22 protein-coding genes are annotated in these 26,545 nt (G+C 74.8%); 10 read left to right on the forward strand and 12 right to left on the reverse strand.

The genetic code is table 11. The annotated features are described in order from the left end of the window. The first annotated feature begins 10 nt into the window (after positions 1–10). From DCS98_RS10540 to DCS98_RS10575, 8 genes are all read left to right on the forward strand, one after another. Positions 11–1,819, forward strand: a complete 1,809-nt coding sequence (locus DCS98_RS10540) for a PEP-utilizing enzyme (protein WP_116451316.1) — start codon at positions 11–13, stop codon at positions 1,817–1,819. Beyond that, positions 1,819–2,898 (forward strand): PEP/pyruvate-binding domain-containing protein, encoded by a 1,080-nt coding sequence (locus DCS98_RS10545; protein WP_116451317.1) that lies wholly within the window; start codon positions 1,819–1,821, stop codon positions 2,896–2,898. The genes DCS98_RS10540 and DCS98_RS10545 overlap by 1 nt, the downstream gene beginning before the upstream one ends. 5 nt (positions 2,899–2,903) lie before the next feature. Then, positions 2,904–3,371: an acetyl-CoA carboxylase biotin carboxyl carrier protein gene (locus tag DCS98_RS10550; RefSeq protein ID WP_241037548.1), complete on the forward strand. Its 468-nt coding sequence runs from the start codon at positions 2,904–2,906 to the stop codon at positions 3,369–3,371. Then, on the forward strand, positions 3,368–4,729 hold the full coding sequence (locus tag DCS98_RS10555; protein ID WP_116451318.1) for an acetyl-CoA carboxylase biotin carboxylase subunit: 1,362 nt from the start codon (positions 3,368–3,370) through the stop codon (positions 4,727–4,729). The genes DCS98_RS10550 and DCS98_RS10555 overlap by 4 nt, the downstream gene beginning before the upstream one ends. Beyond that, a complete protein-coding gene (locus tag DCS98_RS10560) occupies positions 4,729–6,213 on the forward strand; it encodes a biotin carboxyl carrier protein (RefSeq protein WP_116451319.1) in 1,485 nt (494 codons plus the stop codon). The genes DCS98_RS10555 and DCS98_RS10560 overlap by 1 nt, the downstream gene beginning before the upstream one ends. Continuing rightward, positions 6,206–7,048 carry an HAD-IIA family hydrolase gene (locus DCS98_RS10565; RefSeq protein ID WP_116451320.1) on the forward strand — a complete coding sequence of 281 codons (843 nt, stop codon included), beginning with the start codon at positions 6,206–6,208 and terminating at the stop codon, positions 7,046–7,048. The genes DCS98_RS10560 and DCS98_RS10565 overlap by 8 nt, the downstream gene beginning before the upstream one ends. A gap of 80 nt (positions 7,049–7,128) precedes the next feature. Further along, the gene (locus DCS98_RS10570; protein ID WP_116451321.1) at positions 7,129–7,971 is read left to right on the forward strand and encodes a formate/nitrite transporter family protein; all 843 of its coding nucleotides are present in this window, start codon (positions 7,129–7,131) and stop codon (positions 7,969–7,971) included. 175 nt (positions 7,972–8,146) lie between these two features. Beyond that, on the forward strand, positions 8,147–8,617 hold the full coding sequence (locus DCS98_RS10575; protein WP_206340188.1) for a CoA-binding protein: 471 nt from the start codon (positions 8,147–8,149) through the stop codon (positions 8,615–8,617). 240 nt (positions 8,618–8,857) lie between these two features. On the opposite strand, the gene DCS98_RS10580 is transcribed toward DCS98_RS10575, so the two are convergent. The 7 genes from DCS98_RS10580 to DCS98_RS10610 all read right to left on the reverse strand — a co-directional run bounded on the left by DCS98_RS10580 (position 8,858) and on the right by DCS98_RS10610 (position 16,791). Next, complete coding sequence (locus DCS98_RS10580; RefSeq protein WP_116451323.1) at positions 8,858–11,464, reverse strand: bifunctional FO biosynthesis protein CofGH; 2,607 nt, start codon at positions 11,462–11,464, stop codon at positions 8,858–8,860. A gap of 69 nt (positions 11,465–11,533) precedes the next feature. After that, on the reverse strand, positions 11,534–11,668 hold the full coding sequence (locus DCS98_RS10585) for a methionine/alanine import family NSS transporter small subunit (RefSeq protein ID WP_116451324.1): 135 nt from the start codon (positions 11,666–11,668) through the stop codon (positions 11,534–11,536). Beyond that, positions 11,665–13,263 (reverse strand): sodium-dependent transporter, encoded by a 1,599-nt coding sequence (locus tag DCS98_RS10590; RefSeq protein WP_116451325.1) that lies wholly within the window; start codon positions 13,261–13,263, stop codon positions 11,665–11,667. The genes DCS98_RS10585 and DCS98_RS10590 overlap by 4 nt, the downstream gene beginning before the upstream one ends. Before the next feature lie 137 nt (positions 13,264–13,400). Then, the gene (locus tag DCS98_RS10595; RefSeq protein WP_116451326.1) at positions 13,401–14,249 is read right to left on the reverse strand and encodes an ABC transporter permease subunit; all 849 of its coding nucleotides are present in this window, start codon (positions 14,247–14,249) and stop codon (positions 13,401–13,403) included. Continuing rightward, complete coding sequence (locus tag DCS98_RS10600; RefSeq protein ID WP_241037552.1) at positions 14,246–15,190, reverse strand: ABC transporter ATP-binding protein; 945 nt, start codon at positions 15,188–15,190, stop codon at positions 14,246–14,248. The genes DCS98_RS10595 and DCS98_RS10600 overlap by 4 nt, the downstream gene beginning before the upstream one ends. A 19-nt stretch (positions 15,191–15,209) precedes the next feature. After that, positions 15,210–16,283 (reverse strand): hypothetical protein, encoded by a 1,074-nt coding sequence (locus DCS98_RS10605; RefSeq protein ID WP_116451328.1) that lies wholly within the window; start codon positions 16,281–16,283, stop codon positions 15,210–15,212. After that, positions 16,267–16,791, reverse strand: coding sequence for a sigma-70 family RNA polymerase sigma factor (locus DCS98_RS10610; protein WP_241037554.1), 525 nt, complete (start codon positions 16,789–16,791; stop codon positions 16,267–16,269). The genes DCS98_RS10605 and DCS98_RS10610 overlap by 17 nt, the downstream gene beginning before the upstream one ends. Positions 16,792–16,979: 188 nt before the next feature. Here DCS98_RS10610 and DCS98_RS10615 point away from each other — a divergent pair, with 188 nt between their 5' ends. Further along, positions 16,980–19,850, forward strand: a complete 2,871-nt coding sequence (locus DCS98_RS10615; RefSeq protein ID WP_164704504.1) for an AfsR/SARP family transcriptional regulator — start codon at positions 16,980–16,982, stop codon at positions 19,848–19,850. Between the two features lie 12 nt (positions 19,851–19,862). On the opposite strand, the gene DCS98_RS10620 is transcribed toward DCS98_RS10615, so the two are convergent. The 5 genes from DCS98_RS10620 to DCS98_RS10640 all read right to left on the reverse strand — a co-directional run bounded on the left by DCS98_RS10620 (position 19,863) and on the right by DCS98_RS10640 (position 25,087). Beyond that, complete coding sequence (locus DCS98_RS10620) at positions 19,863–22,106, reverse strand: peptidase domain-containing ABC transporter (RefSeq protein ID WP_116451331.1); 2,244 nt, start codon at positions 22,104–22,106, stop codon at positions 19,863–19,865. Then, the gene (locus tag DCS98_RS10625) at positions 22,103–23,158 is read right to left on the reverse strand and encodes a TIGR04500 family putative peptide maturation system protein (protein ID WP_116451332.1); all 1,056 of its coding nucleotides are present in this window, start codon (positions 23,156–23,158) and stop codon (positions 22,103–22,105) included. The genes DCS98_RS10620 and DCS98_RS10625 overlap by 4 nt, the downstream gene beginning before the upstream one ends. Further along, positions 23,155–24,183: an MvdC/MvdD family ATP grasp protein gene (locus DCS98_RS10630; RefSeq protein ID WP_206340189.1), complete on the reverse strand. Its 1,029-nt coding sequence runs from the start codon at positions 24,181–24,183 to the stop codon at positions 23,155–23,157. Before DCS98_RS10630 ends, DCS98_RS10625 begins: the two co-directional genes overlap by 4 nt. A gap of 93 nt (positions 24,184–24,276) precedes the next feature. Next, positions 24,277–24,435, reverse strand: coding sequence for a putative ATP-grasp target RiPP (locus DCS98_RS10635; RefSeq protein WP_116451333.1), 159 nt, complete (start codon positions 24,433–24,435; stop codon positions 24,277–24,279). A gap of 139 nt (positions 24,436–24,574) precedes the next feature. Further along, complete coding sequence (locus tag DCS98_RS10640; RefSeq protein WP_116451334.1) at positions 24,575–25,087, reverse strand: flavin reductase family protein; 513 nt, start codon at positions 25,085–25,087, stop codon at positions 24,575–24,577. Between the two features lie 35 nt (positions 25,088–25,122). Between DCS98_RS10640 and DCS98_RS10645 the strand changes: the two genes are divergently transcribed. Next, the gene (locus DCS98_RS10645; protein ID WP_116451335.1) at positions 25,123–26,541 is read left to right on the forward strand and encodes a dihydrolipoyl dehydrogenase family protein; all 1,419 of its coding nucleotides are present in this window, start codon (positions 25,123–25,125) and stop codon (positions 26,539–26,541) included. Positions 26,542–26,545 lie beyond the last annotated feature (4 nt).

Genomic DNA, 26,545 nt, shown 5'->3' on the forward strand with positions numbered 1-26,545 from the left:
AGGACACGTCATGACCGAGCGCTCGTTCCCCCTCCCGTCGCAGCTCGAGGCCGTTCCCGGGGCGGAGGGCTGGGAGGCGATGTACCCCTACTTCTCCCGGTTCCAGCCCGAGGACGACCAGCGCTTCTGGTTCTACAACTCGATGCACTTCCCGGAGGTGGTCCCCGCCTTCGACGGCATCACCTCGGAGATCCCCTACACCGCGATCGGTGCCAACACCGCCCGGCTGTTCTCCTTCCCGACGACGATGGGGATCGAGTACCGCATCGTCAACGGGCGGGTCTACATCACCGCCAACCCGGTGCTCGACGAGGCCGAGCAGGGGAAGCGCTTCGCCGCCTTCCAGGAGCGCGCGGGCCACTACTACGCCAACTGGGACCGCATCTACGGCGAGTGGCAGCAGCGCATCGAGGCCCTGATCGCCGACATCGAGGCCGTCGAGGTGCCCGAGCTCGGCGAGCTCGACCCGATCGAGGTGGTCACCGGCGGCCGCGGCTTCGCGTCCAACCACTTCCTCCGCGAGCGGTTCCACCGCTGCATCGACCTGTACTCGAAGATGTGGCACCACCACACCGAGCTGCTGATGCTCGGCTACGGCGCCTACGTCGTCTTCTTCGAGTTCTGCAAGCAGGCCTTCCCCGAGATGGGCGACCAGATGGTCGCCCGCATGGTGGCCGGCATGGACGTGACCATGTACCGCCCGGACGACGAGCTGAAGAAGCTGGCCGGGCTCGCCGTCGAGCTCGACCTGCGCGACCTGTTCGTCGAGGGCGCGGATCCGGCGAAGGTGCTCGCGTCCCTGGCCGAGCGGGGCGACGCCGGCGCCCGCTGGCTGGCCGCGCTGGACGCCGCCAAGGACCCGTGGTTCAACGTCTCGGTCGGCGACGGCTTCTACCACCACCACCTGTCCTGGGCCGACGACCTGACCGTCCCCTTCGCCGCCCTGCCGCGCTACGTCGAGCAGATCGCCGCCGGGGAGGACCTCACCCGGCCGACCGAGCGGCTGGCTGAGGAGCGCGACCGCATCGCCGGTGAGTACCGGGCGCTGCTGGACGCCGAGGAGGAGAAGGCGGCCTTCGACCAGATGCTGGGGCTGTGCCGGCAGGTCTTCCCCTACATCGAGTCGCACAAGTTCTACTGCGAGCACTGGTTCACCACCCGGTTCTTCCAGAAGATCCGGGCCTTCGGCCGGCTCCTGGCCGACCGGGGTGTGCTGGAAGCGGCCGACGACGTCTTCCACCTCCGCCACCTGGAGGTCGAGGACGCCCTGGTCGACGTCTCGCTCGCCTGGGCGTCGGGCGGGACCGAGCTCGGTGCCCGGCACTGGCAGCCGATCGTGGCCGAGCGGAAGCGGATCGTCGAGGCGCTGTCGGGCTGGTCGGCGCCGCCCGCGCTGGGGGCCGTCCCGGAGGCGCTGAACGACCCGGCCGTGAAGATGCTCTGGGGCATCACCCAGGACACGATCGAGACCTGGCTCGGCGGGGACGAGGACGACGAGTCCAGCGTCCGCGGTTACGCGGCCTCGCCCGGCGTCGTCGAGGGCGTCGCGCGGGTGCTGCTCAACGTTAACGACATCGGCCAGATCCGCGAGGGCGAGGTGCTGGTCTGCCCGGTCACCGCCCCCAGCTGGGGCCCGGTGTTCGGCAAGATCGCCGCAGCCGTCTCCGACATCGGCGGCACGATGTCGCACGCGGCGATCGTGGCGCGCGAGTACGGCATGCCGGCCGTCGTCGGCACCGGCATGGCCACCGTCCGGATCCGCACCGGTGACCGCGTCCGCGTGGACGGCGACCGCGGCGTCGTCACCGTGCTGAGCTGATGGGAACCCTCGTGACCACCCGCTCCGTCCTGCACTTCCGCGACGTCGGCCTCGGCGACGTCGCGACCGTCGGCGGGAAGGGCGCCAGCCTCGGCGAGCTGCTGCGCGCCGGCATCCGCGTGCCGACCGGCTTCGCCGTGACGACGGCGGCCTTCAGGCAGACAGTCGAGCACCTGACCGTCGGCGGCGAGCCCGTCCCGGCCCGGGTGACCGCCCTCGACCCCGGGGACGCCGCGCGGCTGGCCGCCGCGACGGCGGAGATCCGGGCGGTCCTGGAGTCCGCCCCGCCGCCGGCCGACGTCGCGGCGGCCGTGACGGCCGCGTACGCGGCCTTGTGCGAGGAGTGCGGTGACCCCGAGCTGCCCGTCGCCGTCCGGTCGAGCGCGACCAGCGAGGACAGCGCGGAGGCCAGCTTCGCCGGACTGCAGGACACCTACCTGTGGGTGCGCGGGGCCGACTCGGTGCTGGAGCACGTCCGCCGCTGCTGGGCCAGCCTGTACAGCGTCGAGTCGGTGACCTACCGGCTGCGCCGCGGCATCCCCGAGACCGATCTGGGGATGGCCGTCGTCGTGCAGCGGATGGTGGGCGCCCGCAGCTCGGGGGTGATGTTCACCCGGAGCCCGAAGAGCGGCGACAAGTCGGTGGTGGCCATCGACGCCAGCTGGGGCCTGGGCTCGGCCGTGGTCAGCGGCGACGTCACACCGGACTCCTTCGTCGTCAGCAAGGTGACCGGTGAGATGAAGCGGACCGTGGCCACCAAGACCCGCTGGCACCGCCCCGGTCCGTCGGGCGAGGGCGTGGTGGAGACCGACGTGCCGGCGGAGCTGCAGGACCGGCCGTCGGTGTCCGACGAGGAGATCGCCGTGCTGGTGGCCACCGCGCGCCGCGTCGAGGCGCACTACGGCTGCCCGCAGGACATCGAGTGGGCGGTGGACGACGCCGGCGAGGTGTTCCTGCTGCAGAGCCGGCCCGAGACGGTGTGGGCCGACAAGGACCACGCGGCGAAGGCGGCACCGGCCGCGCGACCGTTCGACCACGTCTTCAACCTGCTGGGCGGCAAGCGCCCGTCCGGGGGCTGACCGCGGTGGAGCTGACCCCCGACGACGTCCGCGACGTCCTGCGGGTCCTCGACTCCAGCGGCCTGGACGAACTGCACCTGGAGCTCGCCGACTTGACCCTGACCGTCCGGCGCGGGGGCGCCGCCGGCTGGACGGCGGAGCAGCAGGTGCGACGGGCGCCGCAGCTGGACCAGCCCGCCGCGGCGGCGGTCTCCGCCGAGGCACCGGTGACCGCCGCGGAGGTGGGGGAGGGGCTGGTGGCGGTGCACCCGCCGCTGCTCGGCACCTTCTACCGGGCACCGCAGCCGGGCGCCCCGCCGTTCGTGGACGTCGGCGACCGGGTCGACGAGGAGACCGTCGTCGGGATCGTCGAGACCATGAAGATGATGACGCCGGTGCACGCCGGCGTCCGGGGGACCGTGGTGGAGTTCCGGCTGGGCAACGGCGAGTTCGCCGCGGCGGAGTCGGTGCTGCTGGTGGTGGAGCCCGCATGAGGAGGATCCGCCGGCTGCTCATCGCCAACCGGGGGGAGATCGCCGCCCGGGTGATCCGGAGCTGCCGCCGGCTGGGCATCGAGCCGGTCCTCGCCGCCTCCGACGCCGACCTGGAATCGCTCCCCGCGCGCCTGGCCGACCGGGTCGTCCGGCTCGGTCCGGCGGACGCGGGGCGCAGCTACCTCGACCCGGCGGCCGTCGTGCGGGCGGCGCAGGCGGTGGACGCGGACGCCGTCCACCCCGGCTACGGCTTCCTGTCCGAGAACCCCTCGCTCGCGCGGGCGTGCGCCGCAGCCGGGATCGTCTTCGTGGGCCCCGCCCCGGAGTCGCTCGAGGCGGTGGGCGACAAGCTCACCGCTCGGTCACACGCGCTCACCGCCGGGCTGCCCGTCGTGCCCGGCGGGGAGGCCGGGGGCCTGGACCAGGCACGGGCGGTGGCGGCCGAGGTCGGCTACCCGCTGCTGGTCAAGGCGGTCGGGGGCGGTGGCGGCCGGGGCATGAAGCTGGTCGCGGGGCCGGAGGACCTCGCGCACACCCTGGACCTCGCCGTCTCGGAGGCCGCGGCGGCGTTCGGCGACCCACGGGTCTACCTGGAGCGCTACGTGTCGTCAGGTCGACATGTCGAGGTGCAGGTCCTCGGTGACGGCGAGCGGGCCGTCGCGCTCGGCGACCGCGACTGCTCGGTCCAGCGCCGGTACCAGAAGCTGTTCGAGGAGGCGCCGGCGCCGCTGCTGCCGGATGCGCTGCGCGCCCAGATGGCCGCCGCGGCCCTGGCGCTGGCCGAGCACCTGCGCTACCGCGGCCTGGGCACCGTCGAGCTGCTGGTCGACCGCGAGCGCGGCACCTTCTACTTCCTGGAGATGAACGCCCGCATCCAGGTCGAGCACCCGGTCACCGAGATGGTCACGGGCCTGGACCTGGTGGCCGAGCAGCTCGCCGTCGCGGAGGGCCAGCCGCTTCGGCTGCGGCAGGAGGACGTCGTCCTCGCCGGCCACGCCGTGGAGTGCCGGATCAACGCCGAGGACGCCGCCCTGGGCTTCCGGCCCTCGCCCGGGCGGATCGACCGCGTCGTCCTCCCGGTGGGGGACGGCATCCGGGTGGACACCCACGTGCAGGGCGGCTCCGTCGTCCCGCCGTACTATGACTCCCTGCTGGCGAAGGTGATCGTGCACGGCGTGGACCGTGCGGACGCCCTCGCCCGGGCCCGGGCCGCCCTGGAGCTGCTCCGCATCGAGGGTGTGGCGACGACGGCGCCGGTGCACCGGGCGCTGCTCGCCGATCCGGAGTTCGCCGCCGGGGGAGTGGACACGGCGTTCTTCGAGCGCTTCCTCGCGAGCGCCCTGGTGGGGGTGCCCTGATGGCCGACGTGGGACTCGTCGACGTCTCCATCCGCGACGGCAACCAGAGCCTCTGGGGCGCGACCGGGCTGCGGACCGGGCACGTCCTCCAGGTGGCGCCGCTCCTGGAGCGGGTGGGTTTCCGGGCCCTGGACTACAGCTCCAGCACCGCGATGGGGGTCGCCGTCCGGAACCACCAGGAGGACCCGTGGGAGCGGCTGCGGCTGACCCGGGCGGCCATGCCGACGACGAAGCTGCAGTTCATCGGCACCGGTTTCCGGTTCATCAGCTGGCAGAACTCCCACCCGGAGACGATGCAGCTGGTCTACGACCGGCTCGTCGTCAACGGGATCGACCGGGTCGTCGTCCTCGACCCGATGCACGACATGGACGCGGCCCGGGAGACCGCGCGGCGGCTCAAGCAGGCTGGAGTCGACGAGGTGATCGGCGCGCTCACGTTCACGATCAGCGTGGTGCACGACGACGCCTTCTACGCCGACCTGGCCGGGCAGTACGCCGCCGACGCGAACGTCGACCGGGTCTACGTGAAGGACCCGGCCGGGATCCTGTCCGCCGAGCGCGCCCGCACGCTGCTCCCGGCCATCGTCGCCCGGCTCGGGGGCACGCCCCTCGAGCTGCACTCGCACGCCACCATCGGGTTCTCGCCGCTCACCTACTCGATCGCGCCCGAGCTGGGCGTCGAGGTGGTGCAGGTGGGCAGCGGGGCCCTGGGCAACGGGTCGTCACTGCCGGAGGCCCGGCGGACGGTCGCCAACCTGCGGGAGATGGGGCACCGGGTGGACGTCGACGACCGGGCGCTCGGCCTGGTCTGCGACTTCTTCGACGGGCTCGCCGAGGCCGAGGGGCTGCCCGTGGGCCGGCCGCAGGACTTCGACGCGGCGTTCCTGCACCACCAGATCGCCGGCGGCGTCATGACGACGACCCGCCGGCAGCTGCGCGAGATCGGGATGGAGCACCGCTTCGAGGCGCTGGTCGAGGAGGTCGGCGTCGTCCGGGCCGAGCTCGGCCACCCGATCATGGTCACGCCGTTCCCGCAGATGGTCGTCTCGCAGGCGCTGTTCAACGTGATCGGCGAGGAGCGCTACGGCAACGTGCCCGACCAGGTCATCCGCTACGTGCTGGGCAGCTTCGGCAAGCCGACGGCCCCGATCGACGCGGGGGTGCAGGACCGGATCCTCGACCGGCCGCGGGCGCGCGAGCTGGCCGCCGAGCCGCCACCACCGACGCCGGCGGAGCTGCGCAGGCAGTTCCGGCGGGGGATCAGCGACGAGGAGCTGCTGCTGCGCGCGCACATGCCGGAGGAGCAGGTCGACGCCATGCTCGCCGCCGGACCGGCGCCGCGGCACTTCAACCCGTCCCTGGCCCCGGTGCTCACGCTGCTGCAGGAGCTGGGGTCGCGGACGTCGGTCCACGACCTCGCCGTCACCACGCCCGGGCTGCGGTTGTCGGTCCGCCGCGCTCCCGGAGGTGCACCCGTTGCCTGACACCGCCGCCCTCGACCGGCTCCGACGCGTGCGCGGGTTCGTCCTCGACATGGACGGCACGCTGGTGATGGGCGACCGCAACAACCAGGGCATGGTCGCGCTGCCCGGCGCGGCGTCGCTGCTGGAGAGCCTGGCCGACCGCGGGACGGGGTTCTGCATCTACACCAACGGCACCGTCAAGACCCCGGACCAGATCGCCGAGGTGCTGCAGGGGATCGGGCTGCCGGTCGCTCCCGACCAGGCGCTGACCCCGGCGTCCACGGCGGTCGACGTGTTCCTCGAGCGCGGCCACCGACGCGTGATGGTGCTCGGCGGCAAGGGGATCACCGAGCCGTTGGAGGCGGCCGGCATCGAGACCGTGCCCCCGCTCCGGGGCACGCCGTGCGACGCGGTGATGGCCGGCTGGTTCCGGCAGGAGCTGACCTTCGACGCGCTGGAGGCCGCCGTCTTCGCGGTCTTCGACGGAGCGCCGATGTACAGCGCGTCCCAGTCCCTGTTCTTCGCGACGGCGGAGGGGCGCTCGCTGGGGACGTCGCGGGCGATCAGCGCCGTCGTCCGCGACATCACCGGCCGTGAGGCGACCGTCGTCGGGAAGCCCTCGGCGGCCGCGCTCCGGACGGCGGGGCGGCGACTGGGGCTCGCGCCGGAGGAGCTGTCCGTGGTGGGCGACGACCCGGAGCTCGAGGTGCCGATGGCCCACGGGAGCGGCGCGTTCGCCGTGGCGGTGCACACCGGCATCGGGCACGCGGAGTCCTTCAGCGACCTACCGGCCGACCGGCGCCCCCACCTCGACCTCGCCGACGTCGGCGTCCTGGCGGAGCTGCTGCGCGGCTGATGTGCCCGCTCGTGCGTGGCGCGGCCGCCCAGCGGGCACTACGGGCATCCGACTGACGGTCCGAGCCGCAGGGGGCGCCGGTGTCCGCGCGAGAGCCAGCAGAGATGGCCCAGGTCGCCGCCGAGACCGGGGCGAAGAAGACCCGCCGGACGTGGGACCGGGTGCTGGTCAGCGCCTTCCTCGCCGGCGCCTACATCTCGTTCGGCGCGCTCGTCGCCATCACGGTGTCCTCGGGTCTCGACCCCTCGACGTGGGGCACGCTGCCGACCCTGTTCATGGGCGCGGCGTTCACCCTCGGGCTGGTCCTCGTGCTCATCGCCGGCTCGGACCTGGCCACCGGCAACATGATGCTGGTCCCGCTCGGCGCGATGCGCGGGAAGATCACCGGCGGCGACGTCGCCAAGAACCTGACGCTGGTCCTGCTGGGCAACCTGATCGGGGCGCTGTTCGTCGCCTTCTTCCTCGCGGTGCAGACGAAGGTCGTCGGCGATGCCGACTCCGAGGGCAGCGCGCTGCTCACCTACGAGCGGCTGGTGTCGATCGCCGAGGGCAAGACCGGGCACACCGCGTGGGAGACGTTCCTGCGCGGCGTCGGCTGCAACTGGCTGGTCTGCCTGGCGGTCTGGATGTCGCTGGCGGCGCAGTCGGTGTCGGGCAAGATCCTCGCCGTCTTCTTCCCGGTGATGGCGTTCGTCGCGATGGGCTTCGACCACGTCGTCGCCAACATGTTCTTCGTCCCGGCGGCGATCTTCGCCGGCGTGCCGGACATCGGCTGGGGCGACGCGCTCTACAACTGGCTGCTGGCCGGCGCCGGCAACCTCGTCGGCGCGGTCGTCTTCGTCGCGACGAGCTACTGGTACCTGTTCCTCAAGGACCACCCCGAGACGCCGGCTGCCGCGGAGGAACCCGCCGAACGCGCCTGAGCCCCTGACAGGGGGCGCGGATGCGCAGTTCCGCACCGGAGTCCTGCGCATCCGCGCCCGCTGTCCGGGTGCCGGGCGGGACGAACGGTCTGCCATCCCGGGACCAAGGCCGATGGCTGCCCACCGGCCCTCCGACGAGCCTCGGGGAGAGCCGTTCCCGGACCCAGGAGGCGTCGTGACCCCCGTCAAGCAGGCCGCTCAGGACTTCCTGTCGCACAAGCGCATCGCGGTGACCGGGGTGTCACGGTCGCCCAAGGACCACGGCGCGAACGTCGTCTACACCCGGCTGCGCGACCGCGGGTACACGGTGTTCGCCGTCAACCCGAACGCCGACAGCGTCGAGGGCGACCAGTGCTTCCGCGACCTGGCCTCAGTCCCCGGCGGCGTGGACGGCGTGGTGATCGCCACGAGCCCCGCCAACGCCGGACCGACGATGCGCGAGTGCGTCGACCTCGGCATCCCCCGTGTGTGGATGCACCGCGGGCCGGGCGTCGGCAGCGTGTCCGACGACGCCGCGGCGTATGGCCGGGAGCACGGCGTGCAGGTGATCGCCGGTGGCTGCCCGCTCATGTTCGACCCGACCGCGGACACCGGGCACAAGATCATGCGCCGGCTCGGTGTCGGGCACATGCCCAAGGAGGTCTGACCGCGGGCCCGCGACCTGGACGGCGGGCGGCCCGAGGCGCCACCTGCGGACGTGGATGCACCGGGGCGGCCACCCGCACGGCGTCGCCCGGGTGCTCGACCGCCTGGACGCCGTGGTCATCGGCAGCGCGCGGGCACATCGCGGTCGACCGGCACGAGCCGGTCGCGGCGTTCGAGCCGATCGCGGGGGACCACCCCGTCTTCCGCATCCGCCCGCTGCCGGGGACCGCTTCCTCGGAGGTCAGGCCGGCTCGATCGACAGGGTGAGCCGGCGGCGGCCCTCGTCGGAGCGGGCGGTGGCCATCCGCTCGGGCGACGGCGTCCCGTACTCCGTCGTCCGCTGCCGGGCGGGACGGCCGATCGCGGCGGCCATCGCCTCCAGCTCGGCGATGGTCTTCAGCGAGCCGTTCTCGCTGCCCGCCATCCGGCTGATCGTCTCCTCCATCAGCGTGCCGCCGAGGTCGTTCGCCCCGCCCTGGAGCACGGCCTTCGTCCCGGCGTCGGCGAGCTTCACCCACGACGTCTGGATGTTGGGGATCCGGCCGTGCAGCAGCAGCCGCGCGACCGCGTGGATCGCACGGTTCTCGCGCACCGTCGGGCCCGGTCGGGCGACGCCGGCCAGGTAGATGGGGGAGTTGTGGTGGACGAACGGCAGCAGCACGAACTCGGTGAAGCCGCCGGTCTCGTCCTGCAGCGCGGCCAGCGTCCGAAGGTGCCCGACCCAGTGGGCGGGGGTGTCGACGTGGCCGTACATCATCGTCGACGTCGTCGGGATCCCGACCTCGTGCGCGGTGCGGATGATCTCCAGCCAGGTCGCCGTCGGAAGCTTGCCCTTCGTCAGCACCCAGCGGACGTCGTCGTCGAGGATCTCCGCCGCCGTGCCGGGGATCGAGTCGAGCCCGGCGGCCTTCGCCTCGGTCAGGAAGTCGCGGAAGGACAGCCCTGTGCGGGCCGCGCCGTTGACGATCTCCATCGGGCTGAACGCGTGCAGGTGGATGCCCGGCTGGCGCTCCTTCACCTCGCGGGCGAGGTCGAAGTACGCCGTGCCGGGCAGATCGGGGTGGATCCCGCCCTGCATGCAGATCTCGGTCGCCCCCGCCGCCCACGCCTCGTCGACCCGGTCACCGACCTGCGCCATCGACAGCGTGTAGGCGTCGGCGTCGGTGCGGCGCTGGGCGAACGCGCAGAAGCGGCAGCCGGTGTAGCAGACGTTGGTGAAGTTGATGTTGCGGTTGACGACGTAGGTGACGTCGTCACCGTTGACGTCGGCCCGGACCGCGTCGGCCAGCGCGCACAGGTGCTCGAGGTCGGTGCCGTCGGCCCCCAGCAGCGCGAGGTACTCGGCGTCGGAGAGCCCGGCCGGGTCCTGCTCCGCGTGCAGCAGCGCGGCCAGCACCGCCGGATCGCCCGCCGTCAGCGCGGTCGAGTGGCCGTCGCGGGCGGAGACGGTGCGGTCGCGCAGCTCGGACCAGTCGCCGTAGACCGCGTCGAAGTCCGACCGGCGGTCCGAGGACCGCCCGACGGTGTCGACCTCCACGTGCAGGTCGACCCGGCCGGTGGACGTCCACGCCTCGTCCGGCTCCTGCCACGGCAGCCCGACGGGGCTGCGGCCCTCGACGGCCAGCCCGTCCGGTCCGGCCAGCGCGGCGACGTGCGGGCGCACCCGCGGGTCGAGCCACGGCTCCGGGGAGAGCACGTACGGCGGCTGGGCGGCCAGCCGCTCGCGCAGCTCGAACCCTGCCTCGGCCGACAGCGCGGCGAGCTTGTCGATGTTCGGCCACGGCCGCTCGGGGTTGACGTGGTCGGGCGTCAGCGGCGAGACGCCGCCCCAGTCGTCGACGCCGGCCCGCAGCAGCAGGCCCAGCTCGGTGGAGTCCGACAGGTTCGGCGGAGCCTGGACGCGCGCCTTGGGGCCCAGCAGCAGCCGGCTGACGGCGACGGCGGCCACGTACTCCTGCAGCTCCAGGTCGTCGTGCGCCTGCATCGCCGTCCGCGGCTTGGCGCGGAAGTTCTGGACGATGACCTCCTGCACGTGCCCGTGCCGCTGCGCCGACGCCTTGATCTGCAGGATCGCGTCGACCCGCTCGGCGTAGTCCTCGCCGATGCCGAGCAGCACACCGGTGGTGAACGGGACGGCGGAGCGGCCGGCGTCCTCGAGCACGCGCAGCCGGACGGCGGGCTCCTTGTCGGGCGACCCGAAGTGCGGGCCGCCGGGCTCCGACCACAGCCGGGTGGCCGTCGTCTCGAGCATCATGCCCATCGACGCGGAGACCGGCTTGAGCCGCTGGATCTCCTCCCACGTCAGCACGCCGGGGTTGAGGTGGGGGAGCAGCCCGGTCTCCTCCAGCACCCGGACGGCCATCGCGCGCAGGTAGCCGAGCGTCGAGTCGAAGCCGTGCGCCTCCAGCCACGAGGCCGCCACCGGCCAGCGGTCCTCGGGGCGGTCGCCGAGGGTGAACAGCGCCTCCTTGCACCCCATCGCCGCGCCCGCGCGGGCGATGTCGAGCACCTCGTCGGGGGAGAGGAACGGCGCCTTGCCCTGCGCCCGCAGCTGCCCGGGCGTCGTCACGAAGGTGCAGTAGTGGCAGCGGTCGCGGCACAGGTGGGTGAGCGGGATGAACACCTTGCGGCTGTAGGTGACCACGCCCGGTCGCCCGGCCGAGGCCAGCCCGGCGTCGCGGACCCGGCCGGCGGCGGTCAGCAGCCGGTCCAGCGGCTCGCCCTCACCCAGCCCGCGGGCGTGCAGCAGCGTCTCCGCCTCGACGGCGTCGAGGGTCGCGCCGCGCTCGGCGCGCACCAGGGCACGGCGGACGGCGGACTCGGCCGGAGGTCCGGAAAGCGAACTCATCGCCGCGACGCTAGTCCCGCGACCTGACAGGGGCGTCCGCGGGCCGGGCGAAGCGCAGGGACGACCCCGTCAGAGGTCCCGCGGGCGGTTCTCCGCGCGGTCCTCGACCGCGCCGTGGCGCACCAGGCTGGCGATGGCGAGCGCGAGGCCACCCCAGATCACCAGCATGGCGATCACCATCATCACGATCGCGTCGGTGCTCATCGGCGTCCTCCCTCGTCCGTGCCGGACGTGACGTCCGACGGCGTCTCCGGATCGGAGCCCGGTGGCGGGCCGTCCAGGTGGGTCCCGGGGCGCCAGGGGAGCCGCCCCAGGAGGAAGCCGACGAGCGGCAGTGCGACGACCAGTCCCCAGCCGAAGACCAGCAGCAGCCAGGCGGGGTAGTCCTCGTACGGCGCGGTCAGGTCGTCCCGGAGGGCGAAGACCAGCACGAGGGCCAGGCCCACCGGGGCGACCAGGCTGGTCAGCACCCGCCACCCGGCCCCGACCCGGGGACGGCCGTGGACGTTGAGGTGGTCACCGAGGCGGGTCAGCGCCCGCAGCACCCAGGAGACGACGAGCATGCTCACCAGCGCCACGATGAGGATGCCGTACTGGTTGACGAAGTGGTCGACGACGTCGAGGACGTAGATACCGCTCGTCGTGCTGAAGAGGACCAGGCTCAGCACCGCGGCGGGGACTCCGACCAGGAGCGTCGCGGTCAGGCGGCCGGTGTCGAGCTTGTCGCGGACCGCGGAGATCACGACCTCGATGACGCTGACCAGCGAGGTGATGCCGGCGATGACCAGGGAGCCGAAGAACAGGACGCCGATGAGGGCGCCGGCGGGTGCCTCGCTGATGATCGTCGGGAAGGCGATGAAGGCCAGCCCGATCCCGTCGCTGGCCACCTCGCCGACCGGGACGCCGCCCGCCTGCGCCATGAAGCCCAGGGCGGCGAACACGCCGATGCCCGCGAGCAGTTCGAAGCCGGAGTTGGAGAAGCCGACGACGAGGCCGGAGCCGATCATGTCCTCGCGACGGCCGACGTACGAGGCGTACGTGATCATGATGCCGAAGCCGATCGACAGCGAGAAGAAGATCTGGCCGAAGGCCGCGGCCCAGACGGGTGCGGACGCGAGCGCCGACCAGTCGGGCGTGAACAGCGCGTCGAGGCCGCCCCCGGCCCCCGGCAGCAGCAGCGCCTGCACCACGAGGGCGACGAAGGCGAGCACCAGGATCGGGATGAAGACCAGCGAGGTGGCGCCGATGCCGCGCTGCACACCGAGGGCCATGATCAGCAGCACCGCCACCCAGACCAGCGCGAGGGGCACGAGGACCCCGGGCACCACGTCCGCGGTCACCTGGACGTCGCCGGCCTGGAGGAACTCGCCGAAGAAGAAGCCTTCCGGGTCGTCGCCCCACGCCTCGTCGAGCGAGAAGAACGTGTAGCGCAGCGCCCAGGCGATGACGGCCGCGTAGTAGACGGCGATCACGAAGCAGATGCCCACCTGCCACCAGCCGAGGCCCTCGGTGCCGCGGCGCAACCGCGCGAACGAGAGCGGTGCGGAGCCGCGGTGACGGTGCCCGATCGCGTAGTCCAGCAGCAGGAACGGGAGGCCGGCCGTCAGCAGCGCGACCAGGTACGGCACCACGAAGGCACCGCCGCCGTTCTCGTAGGCGACGTAGGGGAACCGCCAGATGTTGCCGAGCCCGACCGCCGACCCGATCGCCGCCAGGATGAAGACCCGCCGGGAGCTGAACCCGCCGCGGCGACGTTCCTGCTCGGCCTGTCCCGTGGCTCCTCCGGCCGTCGCGCTCATGAGACCCCCTCTGCCGTGATCCGCGGACCCGGCGGGCACGTCGAGCACCGGTCGACGACCGCCGTTGGGGAGAGGATGGCAGGGATCGGGCTCCTCGGCTGTCGGAGCACCGGGCCTCCCCGCCGTCGCGGGGCGCGCTAGACGTCGCGGCGGGAGAAGGACAGCGCGGTCAGCCCCCAGATCACCGCGATCCACACCGCGGCCCAGACGAGGTAGGCCGGTGCCAGCGGGCCCTCGCTGAGGAACGGGAAGCCGCCCTCGCCGGGGCCCATCTGCACCAGGGCGAACGGGTCCTGGAACGCGTTCATCGCGCCGCGCCACAGGCCGTCGGTCGGCAGGATGATCCGCGAGACGGTGCCCACCCGCTCGACGCCCTCGTTGCCCAGCGCGCCGCCGATCCCGCCGACCACGCCCGCGACCCAGGTGGCCCCGAACAACCCGACCGCGATGATCCCCGAGGCCATCGGGGAGACCACGCTGGACAGCAGCAGGGCGAGGGTCAGCAGGACGACGGTCTGCGCGGCCAGCAGGGCGAGGCCGGCGGCCGGGGACGGCGGCCAGTAGCCCACCGTGACGCGGACGACGACGATCTCGCCCAGCCCCGCGAGGACCACGTAGCCGGCGCCGAAGCCGATCAGCCCGAGCCACTTGCCCAGCAGGACCGACGACCGGCGGACCGGGCGCGCGAGGACGGCCAGTGCCTGCCCCGACTCCACCTCGCCGGCGAGCGTGGGCCCGGCGAGGAACGCGGTACCGATCGCCGCGATCAGGCTCAGCCCGAACATGATCAGGTTGAGCAGCAGCGACGCCACCAGGCGCGCCTCGCCGCTGGTCATCGTGCCCAGGTCGGTGTCGAGGCCGACCAGCTTCGTGAACCCCCAGGCCGACAGCGCGAGCAGCACCACGGTCAGCGCGAGCAGCGCCCAGACGACCCGTCGGCGCGCCGCCTCGCGCAGCGTCAGCCCGGCGACGGTCAGCGCCGTCATCGGGCTGCCTCCTCGTGCCGCAGGATGCCGAGCAGCCGCTCCTCCAGGCTGATCCGCACCGGCTCGACGGCGTGCACCCGGACGCCCATGCCGACCAGGTCGCGGACGAGGTCGGGCACCGTGGCGCCGTCGTCCTCGGTGGCGAGCCCCACGGTGAACCAGTCGCCGCTGCGGGCCAGCGAGCCGGCGGCGCGCAGCCGCTCCTCGACGCGGCCGTCCACCTCGCCCAGCCGCAGGCGGACCTCGTGCTGCCCGAGCAGCTCGGCGAGCGTGCCGGAGGCGGCGACCTTCCCCTGGTCGAGGATCACCACGCGGTCGCACACCCGCTCCACCTCGCCGATGAGGTGCGAGTTGAGCAGCACGGCGACGCCCCGGGACTTCAGCGAGAGCACGAGGTCGCGCACGTCGACCCGGCCGATCGGGTCGAGCGCGCTTGTGGGCTCGTCCAGGACGACGAGCTCCGGACGGGCGACCAGCGCGACCGCCAGGCCGAGCCGCTGCTGCATGCCCTTGGAGAACCCGCCGACCCGGTCGCCGGACCGCTCCGCGAGGCCGACCAGCGCCAGGCACTCGCGGCGCTCCTCGACCGGCACGTCGGCGCGGGCGAGCCTGACGTGCAGGTCGAGCACCTCGGTGGGCGTCAGCCAGGGCTGGTAGCGGAACAGCTCGGGCAGGTACCCGACGGCTGCCCGGGAGCGGGGGTCGGACGAGCGCCGACCGAGCAGCAGCACCTCGCCGGCGTCCGGCCGGACCAGGCCCAGCAGCATCTTGATGACGCTGGTCTTCCCGGCGCCGTTGGGCCCCAGCAGGCCGAGCACCTCACCGCGGCCGACGGTGAACGAGACGTCGTCCACGGCGGTGCGGCGCCCGTACCGCTTGCGCAGTCCCGAGCACCACACCGCCGGGGACGGCGGGAGGTCCGCGAGCGCTCCGGAGGTCACCCCGCGGACGGTAGTGGCGTCAGCGGAGGCCACGGGCGACCGACAGCAGCTCGTCGGCGTCGAGCGTGCCGGCGACGCCGGTCATCACACCGTCCCGCACCCACACCACCCCGGCGAACAGGCCGTTGCGGGAGGTGAGCACGGTCGCCTCGGCGCCGTCGACGTCGGCGGTGGAGCTGGTCACCAGCTCCGCCGGCACCGGCAGGGGGAGCGTCGACCCGTCGTCCGAGAGGTCCTCCAGCTGCTGGGCCAGCCCGTCGGGGATGCCCGGCAGGGAGAGCAGGTAGTCCCGCGCCGTCTCGAACCGGACACCGGAGGACTCGACGCGCGGGGCGCCGACGCGGGCGACGACCAGCGTGGGCACACCCGAGGGCTGCGACCACACGGCCGCGACGCCGGGACCCGCGGTGATCCGGAACGAGCTCCCGTCGAGCTGCGCGGGCGGCGGCGGCAGCGTTTCCCCCTCCGCCGCGGCCGCGGCAGCCGCCTTCTCCGCGGAGAACGTGAACGTGGCGCTCATGACGCCCGCCGCCTGGTACGCCGGGTCGCCGGTCACGCCCTCCGGCGGCGAGACGACCTCGGGCACCTCGAGGCCGGTCAGCTCCTCCGCCGTCGCCACGTCGGGCACCTCGCGCGGGTCGGGCTCCTGCGTGACCTCCAGGTCGCCGTACGCGGACAGGTCGGGCACCTGGACGAGGTCGGTGGCGCTCACCTCGACGGGGTCCACGCTCTCGGTCCGGAAGATGGGCAGCCAGTCGTTGGCCGCGGCCACGCCCGCGCCGGTCACCAGGACCACGGCGCTCATGGCCGCGACGACGGGCCGGCGCAGCGCGGGACGCCACCTGGCCCGTGCCGGCGCCCGGTCGGGGAGCACCCGCGGTGCGCTCGCCGTGAACCGCGCCCAGGCAGCGTCGGTGTCGACGTCCGCGGGACCGGAGGAGAGCGCCGACCCCACGAGCTGCGCGTCGGCCCGGGCCGACTCGAGCGCCCGCGTGCAGGTCGCGCAGCCCGCGACGTGGGCGCGGTCGTCGTCGGTGACGCCGGCCGGCTCGTCGACCAGGCGGCGCAGGACTCCGTCACTGGGGTGACGCATGGCGGTTCAGCTCCTCGAGCAGAAGGGATTCGGCGCGGCGGACGGTGGTGCCCACGCTGCCGGGGGACATGTCGAGCGCGGCCGCGACCTCGGCGTAGCTCAGGCCGCTGTGCCGCAGCACCAGGGCGGCCGCCTGCTTGTGCGGCAGCCGGGCGAGGGCGGCGCGGACGGTGCTGCGCTCCTCGCGGGTGACGACCAGGTCCGCGACGTCGGGCGCGGGGGTCGCGGGCTCGGCGGCGATCTCCTCCCGGGCGGTGCGGCGGCGGCCCGACCGGAGCAGGTTCAGGGCGGTGTGGGTCGCGGCGACGGTCAGCCACCCGACCGCCTCGGCCGCCGGGACCGCGGACCGGGCGTAGGAGAGGAAGACCTCCTGCGCGACGTCCTCGGCCTGGTCGCGGGAGCCGAGGACGCGGGCGGCCACGGCGACGACATGGGCGTAGTGCGCGCGGAAGACGGCGGCGAGCTCGGGGTTCGCGACGCCGACGGGCGCTCGGTCGGACGCCGGCACGCGAGCCATCCTGCCCGTCCGGCCCATCACCGCCGCGGGTGACGGCATGCCGATCCCTGGCGCACGGGCACGTCCCACGAGGTCCACACCTACTCAGCACCGCGGCACGCCCGGATGTGACACGGCCTCGACCGGGGACGGCGAAACCCCTCGATCCGGAGGTCCTGGTGCCGCTAGGTTCCGGCGTCGTGCGGGACGGGGCGGGCGGGGTGGCGGTGGGCCTGCTCGGCCCGGTGACGGCGTGGCTGGACGGGGCCCCGGCGCCGCTGGGTGGCCCGAAACCGCGAGCCCTGCTGGCCCGTCTCGCGATCGCCCGCGGCCGGGTGCTGACCGACTCCGCCCTCATCGAGGACCTCTGGGGCGACGAGCCGCCGCGGTCGGCGCTCACGACCCTCCAGGGCTACGTCGCCGGACTGCGGCGGTCGCTCGAGCCGGGGCGCGGTGCCGCCGAGGCCGCGGTCCTGGTGCGGCAGGGACCGGGGTACGCCCTCTGCCTGGGTGCGGCGGCGGTCGACGCCGACCGCTTCGCCGACCTGACGGCACGGGCCACCGACGACCTGGCGGCCGGCGACGCGGCAGCCGCGGAGCGCGCGGGACTGGAGGCGCTGGGGCTGTGGCGCGGGCCGGCGCTGGCCGGCTGCGGGGACCGGGAGTTCGCCCTGGCCGCGGCCGCGCGGCTCGACGACCTGCGCGAGGGCCTCCGGGAGACGGTGTGGTCGGCCCAGCTGGCGCTGGGCAGGCACCACGAGGTCGCGGCCGAGCTGGGCGACTTCACGCGCGAGCACCCGCTGCGGGAGCGCGGGTGGGAGCTGCTCGCGCTCGCCCACTACCGGGCAGGGCGCCAGGCGGACGCGCTGGCGTCCCTCCGTGCCGCGCGCGACGTCCTCGAGGAGGAGCTCGGTGCCGACCCCGGACCCGGGTTGACGTCCCTCTCCCGCGCCATCCTCCGGCAGGACCCTGCCCTCGACCTCCCCGCGCCCGCGGACAGGCGACCCGCCCGTTCCGCCGTCGTCCCGGAGCCGGAGCCGCCGGCCCCTCGCCGGCCGGGTCCCGGCGCGGCGGCGCTCCCGGTCCCGACCACACCGTTCCTCGGCCGCGGGGACGACGTCGACGCCGTCGGCCGCCTGCTCGACCAGCACCGCCTGGTGACGCTGGCCGCCGCCGGTGGCATGGGCAAGACCCGGCTCGCCCTCGCGGTGGCCGGCGCCCGGGACCGCGCCGACGGTCCCTGGTTCGTCGACCTCGCGCCCGTCCAGGACGGCGACCGGGTGGTCGACGTCATGGCCACGACGCTGGGGTCGACGGGAGCGGGCACGCCCGCGGAACTGGCCGCCCTGCTGGGCGAGCGGCACGTCCTGCTGGTCCTCGACAACTGCGAGCAGGTGATCGCGGCCGTGGCCGCCGTGGTGACGGACGTGCTCGCACGGTGCCCGGGCGTCACGGTGCTGGCCACCAGCCGCGAGCCGCTGCTGGTGCCCGGCGAACGGGTCCACTGGCTCGGCCCGCTGCCCCGGGAGGAGGCGGTGACGCTGTTCCGGGAGCGCGTCGCCGCCTTCCGCCCGGACTGGCGACCGGACGCCGAGGAGGAATCGGCCGTCTCCGGGCTCTGCGACCAGCTCGACCGCATGCCGCTCGCCCTGGAGCTGGCCGCCGCCCAGTGCCGGCTGCTGTCGGTGCACCAGGTCGCGGCACTGGTGGGCGACCGGATGGCGCTGCGGTGGACGGGGAACCGGGGCGGAGGACGGCACGCGACCATGCGGACCGCGATCGCCTGGTCGGTCGAGCAGCTCGAGCCCGAGGAGCGGGCGGTGTTCGCCGAGCTCGGGGTGTTCGCGGGCGGGTTCGACCTCGACGCGGCGGCGGCGGTGACCGGCCGGCCCGACGTGCTGCTCACCCTCGGCGGGCTGGTCGACAAGTCGCTCGTGGTGGTCGAGGGCGGCCACCCCGCCCGGTACCGGGTCCTCGAGGTGCTCCGGCAGTACGCCGCCGAGCTGCGCGACCCCGAGCAGGACCGGGTGCTGCGCGACCGCCACGTGGCCTGGGTGCGGTCCTTCACCGATCACGCCGACCGGGCGCTGCGTGGTTCGGACTCCGCGGCGTGGATGCGCCGTCTGGCGACGGAGTCGGCGAACGTGCGCTCCGCCCTGGACCACTGCGCCGGGGACCCGGCCACGGCCCTCGAGATCGCCGCCGGGATGTACTGGTTCTGGTTCCGCCGCGGACCGGTCGTCGAGGGGCTGCAGCGGCTCTCGGGGGCGGTGGCCGCGATCGGCGCGACCCCCGTCCCGCACAGCACCCTCGTGCGCGCGGCCGTGGGGACCGCGCTGCTCAGCTACCTGCGCGGGGACCTGGCCGGCCTCCTGGGCGCCCTGGAGCGCGTGGGCGTCCTCGGGGCGTCCGCCGTCGAGCCGGCCGACCGGGCCTACGCCTTCGCCACCCTGGCCTTCTTCGAGGCGTCGGCGGGATCGACCGGCCCCGCCCGCGAGCACGCCGGCATCGCACTGGCGGTGGCCGACGAGCTGGACCTCGACCACATCCGCGCCGAGGCGCTCATGTGCCTGGGGACGGCGTCCTTCCGCGAGGGCGACCACACCGCGGCGGCGGAGCAGCTGCAGGCGTGCCTGCGGGCGGCGCAGCGGGGCGGCTACACCTGGTGCGCGGTGTCCGCCGCGTGGCTGCTGGCGAAGTCGCGCATCGCCGCCGGGGAGCCGCTCCCCGGGATCGCGGTGGAGCTGATCGCCGCCGCCGACGCGTGCGTCCTGGACGAGGACGTCACCTCGTGGCTGGTGGTGCTCGCGACCCTCGCCTACGTCGCCTTCCGCGGGGGGCTCGTGGACGACGCGCTCCTGCTGTCCGGGGTCGTCGCCCGGTACGGCGAGGAGGTGGGCTTCGTGCCCGAGGCGATGGACGCCGTCGAGCTGGCCCGCTACGGGGCGGAGATCCGCGAGGCCGTGCCCGCCGACGACCACGCCGACGGGCTCCGCCGCGGCCGCGCCCTCCCGGACCGGGAGGTGGAGGCCCTGGTGCGGGCCCTCCCGGCGGCTCTCGCGCGCGGGTAGCGACCGAGGCGGTCAGCCGTCCTGGTGCGCCACGAGTGCGGCGTACCTGCCGCCCAGCGCCAGCAGTTCCGGGTGCGTCCCCTGCTCGACGACGCGGCCGCCGTCGAGCACCAGGATCCGGTCGGCGCCGCGGACGGTGCTCAGCCGGTGGGCGATCACGATCCGGGTCTGCCGGAGCCCGGCGATGTTGGCGGCCACCACGGCCTCGGTGGCGGTGTCCAGGGCGCTCGTGGCCTCGTCGAGCAGGAGCACGCGCGGCCGCCCCAGCAGCGCCCGTGCCAGCGCGACCCGCTGGCGCTGGCCGCCGGAGAGACCCGTCCCCTCGCGGAGGACCGTGTCGTAGCCCATCGGCATCGCCGCCACCTCGTCGTGCAGGGCCGCCAGCCGGGCGGCAGCCTCGACGTCGGCCCGGCTCGCATTCGGCCGTCCCAGGGCGATGTTGTCGGCGATCGTCCCGGTGAACAGCACGCAGTCCTGGCTGACGACCCCGAGTTGGCGCCGCAGGCCGGGCAGGGCCACCTCCCGGGCACGGACACCGTCGAAGAGCACCTCGCCCTCGGTCGGCTCGTGCAGACCCAGCAGGACGCGGGCGAGGGTGGACTTGCCCGAGCCCGAGGGGCCGACGAGTGCCACCGTGCTGCCCGCGGGGACGTCGACGTCGACGTCGCGGACCACCCACGGGGAGCGCTGGTCGTAGCGGAAGCCGACACCCCGGACGGTGAGCCCGCCGCTGAGCGGCGGCGCCTCGGGCAGCTCCGGGTCGTCCTGCTCCGGCTGGGCCGCGAGGACGTCCCCGAGCCGGCGGAGGTGGGCCGCTCCGGCCTGCAGCCGCGCGGCGCTGCCGAGGAGCGAGCCGATCGGGACGAGGGCGGTGACCGCCAGGGTCGACAGGGCCAGGGCCGACCCCAGGGACAGGTCGCCGGTCACCGTCGCGTGCACACCGACCCACATCAGCACGCCCGGGCCGACCAGCCGCAGCGCCCCCAGGGCGGCGTCGACCGAGGTCTGGAGCGCCGCGCTGCTCGCGGAGTCGGCCAGCGCGACGTCGAAGTGCCGCCGCCACGCGCCCACCAGCGCGGGCTCGCTGCCGCCGGCCTTCACCGTCTCCATCCCCGAGACCGCCTCCAGGAGCAGCCCCTCCGCGGCGGCCGAGGTGGCGAGCTCCCGCTCGGCGAGGTCGCGGATCCGGCGGCGCGGCACCAGCACGACGGCGGCCTGCAGCGCGGCCAGCACGAGCAGCGCCGCGCCGAGCCGGAGGTCGGCCCACAGGACCGCGACCAGGTACACCGCGGCCATCGGGGCGTCGATCACCGCCGCGACCACCTGACCGCTGACCAGCTCGCGGAGGCTGGACAGGCCGTTGACCCGGGACACCACGTCCGCGGTCCCGCGCCGGGTGAACCAGGAGTACGGCAGCGCGAACAGGCGGGTGACGACGTCGGGGGTGAGCGACGCGTCGATCCGGCGGCGCAGGGCGACCAGGACCCTGGCCCGGAGCAGCGCGACCGCCGTCCACGCGCAGGTCACCGCCGCGAGCAGCCAGCCGAGCACGGCCAGCAGGCCCGTGTCGCCGTCGGGGACGACCCGGTCCACGAGCAGGGCGGAGAACAGCGGGACGGCGGCGCCGATGCCCTGCAGCAGCAGCGAGGCGACGACGGCGCCGGCCAGCGGGAGCCGGCCCGCGCGCAGCGCCTGCGCGGCCAGCGGCCGGCGCCACGCGGTCTGCTGGGCCGGGATCGGCGTCACGGGCCGGTCGGACGGTGCGGTGAAGGTCAGGACGACCCCGGTGGCGCCGGCCGCGAACTCCTCGGCGGGGAGGACGCGACGTCCGCGCGCCGGGTCGTGCACGACCACCCCGCGCCGGGTGGTGCCCGTGACGACGACGAAGTGGGACCCCGCCCAGTGGACGACGAGCGGGGCGGGAGCCGTCCGCGCCGGGGACAGCAGCTCGACCAGCGTCGCCGGGTCGATGCGGAAGCCGCGGGCCGTGAACCCGAGCGCCCGGCCCGCGTCGAGGAGCGCAGCGGCCGACAGCCCGTCGCGACCCACGTCGAGAACCGCGGCGACCTCGGCCGCACCCACCCGGACCCCCGCGTGCCCGAGCACCATGGCCAGGCAGGCGGCGCCGCAGTCGGCGGTGCCCTGCTGCGGGACGAACGGGACGCGCCGGCCACGTCGCGGGCCGGCGGCCCGCGGGACGCCAGCGTCCGCCGCCGTGCGGGTCTCCTGACCCGTGCCCGCCGTGGACACGGTCATGCGACGGCCGCCGTGCCGGTGGCCGCGTCGGTGGACGCGGTGTCGCCCCAGCCCCAGCGGACGGACGCGCTCCGGCGCCGGTCGGCGAGCCAGGCGGCGAACAGCGCGTCCCGCGCCTCCCGCCGCGCCGCCGCCGGCGACGCCTCGAGCACCTCCGTGACCTCGACGACCACCGCCCCGTCCGGCGCGGGGGCGCACCAGACGAGACCGGGGGCGAGCGCGCCCGGCGCGCCGGGCAGGTCGGCAGCGGCCACCTCGCCGGTCGTGACCGTCAGCGCCGTCCCGGCAGCCAGCTCGGCGGCCGCGGCAGCCACCAGCGAGCCGCTCCGGGCGGCGGCGGCCAGCCGCTGGGCGAGCGCGGGGTGGGCCACCGTCACCTCGGTCCGGCGCACCCGGCCGCCCGCACGGGGGTGCTCGGCGAGCCAGGCGTCGACGCCGGGGGCCGTGACCCGGTCGCGCAGGCCGGCCAGCTCGGCCTCCCACCGGGCCATGTCCTCGAGGCCCTGGGCGGTCAGGCCGCGGTCGCCGAGCCAGCGGACGGTGTCCTCGGCGGTGAGCAGCCCGCGGGCGCGCCGGAACGCGTCGACGGCCGCCTGCAGGTCGGCCGGGCCGAGCTCGACGGGGTCCTCGGCCAGCACCCGCCGGACGAGGCAGGCGTTGACGAGCCGGTCGAGCAGGGCCGTCTCCTGCCACAGGACGTCCAGCAGCGCGACGCCGTCCTCGACGCTCAGGGGCACGCCGTCGACGGTCAGGAGCACCGACTCCTCGACGCGCTGCGCGCCGCGCATGACCCACGGGACGGTGGAGGGAGGCGTCCAGGAGAGGGAGACCGCACCGCCGTCGGCGCCGGTGAGCAGCAGGGCCCGGGCCACCGACCCATCGAGGGACTCGCGCTGGTGGAGGAGGCGCACGCGCCGGCCGGGGTGGGCGGCCCGCAGCGCGCGCAGCTCGCCGGTCTCGTCGGCGCGGTCGGGGCCCGCGGCGTCCAGCCGCAGGAGCGCGGCCAGCGCGGCGTCGAGCATGCCGGCCTCGGGCAGGGGCGGGAGCGTCATCGCAGGGCTCCGATCGGCGGGAGGTCGTGGGCGGGTGCCGGCGCGGCCAGTCGTTGCAGCTCGTCGGCGATCGCCGCGGAGATGGGCAGGCCGGTGGCGTCTTCGATCCACAGCCACTGCCCGTTGGGGTTGATCTCGAGGAAGACGTAGCGGCGGTCGGGCGTGAGCACCAGGTCGATCGCGCCGTAGCGCAGCCCCAGCTCGGACACCAGGCGCAGGCACCGGTCCCGCACCGGTCCGGGCAGGTCGTGGACGGCGTGCCGCGTGGTCGCGCCGTCGTAGCACCGCCAGTCCAGGCGGGTGTGGTTGGACTGCTGGCTGTGGATCTCCGCGGCGAAGACCTGCCCGCCGACCACGGTCACCCGCAGCTCGACGTGCTTGGGCACGTAGGCCTGCACGATGACGGGGCACAGGACGGCCGAGGCGGCGGCGGTCACGTCGTGGACGGTGACCGGTTCGGCCTTGCGGGTCAGGGCGCCGCCGTCGTCCTCCCGGAGCCAGGGGCGCTCCAGGGGCTTGCTGATCACCGCTCCCTGGTGCTCGTCCCAGAAGTCGAGCAGGGCGTCGGGATCCGTGGTCACCAGCGTGGGCGGCAGCTCGAAGCCGAGCATCCCGGCCAGCCGGAGCTGGCCCAGCTTCTGGCCGGCGAGGCGGATCGTGTCCCGGGTCGCCGGGAGCGTGGGGCGGTCGATGCCGGCCCACACGTCGTCGGCCAGCCGGGCGAGCTCCGCGGTGGCGAGCGCTGCGACGGGGCCGGTCAGGGCGGGGTCGGACCCCACGGCCCCGGGCTTGCGCACCCACACGGCGGTGACGTCGGCGAGCTCCACCCGCTCCTCGCCACGGTGCAGGACGTGCGCGAACCGGCCCTGCGCGTCGCAGCCGGCGCTGAGACGGGCCCGCACGGGCAGGTCGGCCGGGTCGAAGACGGTGACCCGCACGCCCCGGTCGGTCAGCATCGTGCAGACGCGGCGGGCGTGCTGGTCGCCGGGGGCGGTGAGGACCAGGACGTGGGGCTGGGCGGGCACGGGGTCCTCCGGTCTCGGGACGGTCGGTCGGGGGGAAGGCTGCGGGGAGGGGGCGCGGCCGGGAAGGGTCGCGCCCCCTCGCCCCGGGGGTGATCAGAAGTCGGCGTCGGTGCCGCACCAGCCCCCGGCGATGTCGATGACCTGGCTCGAGGTGCCCTGGTTGGCGCGGCGGCCACCCACGACCTCGGTGAGGGTCTCGACCTCGAGCTCCTCGCCGGCGGCGGCGATGTCGGCGATCACGGTGCTGTTCATGGCGGTTCTCCTTGGTGTCGTGTCGGCTTGTTCCGACAGGGAGAACCGTGCCCGCCACCGCTGGAGGCCTGGTGGGAGTTCGCTGGGGACGCGTCCCCCGGCGCTGGGAAGCTGCTGGAGGGGGCGACGTCCGCGCAGGTCAGGCGCGCGCGGCGGGATTCCCGGACTCGTCGACGTACCGGCCCCGCAGGCGCAGCAGGGGCCGCCCCAGCGGGTTCAGCGCGACCACGGCGTCCACGGCGAGCAGCGCCACGACGTGGTCGCCGGCCCCCACCAGCTGCTGCAGGCGGCAGTCGAGCGTGGTGAGGCCGTCGTCGAGCACGATCGCCCCGCTGCCGGGGGCGCGGGACCACGGCACCGACTCCAGCAGGTGGCGGGCGCTCGGGCGGCCGGCCGACGAGAACCGGGAGGCCACGATCGCGTGCTGGGCGGCCAGCACGGTCAGCCCGCACGAGCCGACCTCCTCGAGCACCTCGGCGGGGTAGCCCGACGCCGTCAGGCCCACGGCGACCAGCGCCGGGTCGGCCGACACGCTCATCACCGAGGTGACCGTCGTCCCGACGTCGTCGATGCCGTCGCGCACGGTCAGCAAGCAGACCCCTGCGGCGTACTGCCCCAGGGCGGCGGCGAAGTCCGAGCGGTCGACCGGCATGGCGGCCAGTCGACCACACCGGGGAGGATGCCGAGGTGAGCGCAGCGGAGAAGACCTATGACGTCGTCGTCCTCGGAGCCGGATCGACGGGGGAGAACGTCGCCGACATCGCCGTCCGGGGCGGGCTGACCGCCGTCCTGGTCGAGAACGAGCTGGTCGGCGGGGAGTGCTCCTACTGGGCCTGCATGCCCAGCAAGGCGCTGCTGCGCGGCACCGAGGTGCTCGCCGAGGCGCGTGCGGTGGACGGCGCGAAGCAGGCGGTGACCGGAGAGCAGGACGTCGCCGCGACCCTCGCCCGCCGGGACGGCTTCACCGCGCACTGGGACGACTCCGGCCAGGTGCAGTGGGTCGAGGGCGCCGGCATCGACCTGGTCCGGGGCACGGGCCGGCTCACCGGCGAGCGCACGGTGGTCGTCACCGGGGCCGACGGCACCGAGACGCGGCTGACCGCGCGGCACGCCGTCGCCGTCTGCACGGGATCGGTGTCGGCGATGCCGCCGATCGAGGGGCTGGCCGACGTCGGTGCGTGGTCGCCCCGCGAGGCGACGAGCGCGAAGGAGGCGCCGGGCCGACTGCTCATCCTCGGCGGCGGCTACGTCGGGTGCGAGATGGCGACGGCGTGGCAGGCCCTGGGCGCGCAGGTGACGCTCATCCAGCGCGACCACCGGCTGCTGCCCAACGCCGAGCCGGTGGCCGGCGAGGCGGTCGAGAAGTCGCTGCGGGACCGGGGCGTCGACGTCCGGCTGGAGACCGACGTCATGGCCGCCCGTCGGGAGGACGGCGAGGTGGTGCTCAGCTGCACCGGCGGGGAGGTCCGCGGCGACGAGGTGCTGGTGGCGGTCGGCCGGGCGGCCCGCACCCGCGACCTGGGGCTCGACGCCGTGGGCCTGGAGCCCGGCGCCTACCTCGACGTCGACGACACGCTGCAGGTGCGCGGCCTCCCGTGGCTCTACGGCGTCGGTGACGTGAACGGGCGGCGGCAGCTGACCCACATGGGCAAGTACCAGGCCCGGCAGGCCGGCGCGGCGATCGTCGCGCGCGCGAACGGGCAGGACGCCGACACCTCCGACTGGTCGCCGCACGTGGCCACCGCCGACGTGCACGCCACGCCCTCGGTCGTCTTCACCATCCCGCAGGTCGCGAGCGTGGGCCGGACCGCGGCGGAGGCGGAGGAGGCGGGCATCGCCCACAGGGTGGTGCAGATCCCGCTCGCCGTCGCCGGTTCGCGGCTGTTCGCCGACGACTACGAGGGCACGGCGGTCGCCGTCGTCGACACCGACCGGGAGGTGCTGATCGGGGTGACCTTCGTCGGTCCCGCCGTCGCCGAGCTCGTCATGGCCGCGACCATCGCCGTCGTCGGCGAGGTGCCGATCGGCCGGCTCTGGCACGCCGTCCCCGCCTACCCGACGGTCAGCGAGATCTTCCTGCGGTTGCTGGAGGCCTACCGCGGCTGACGGG

Origin of the sequence: Blastococcus litoris (genome assembly GCF_003075095.1) — a bacterium.
GTDB classification, from domain to species: Bacteria; Actinomycetota; Actinomycetes; order Mycobacteriales; family Geodermatophilaceae; genus Blastococcus_B; species Blastococcus_B litoris.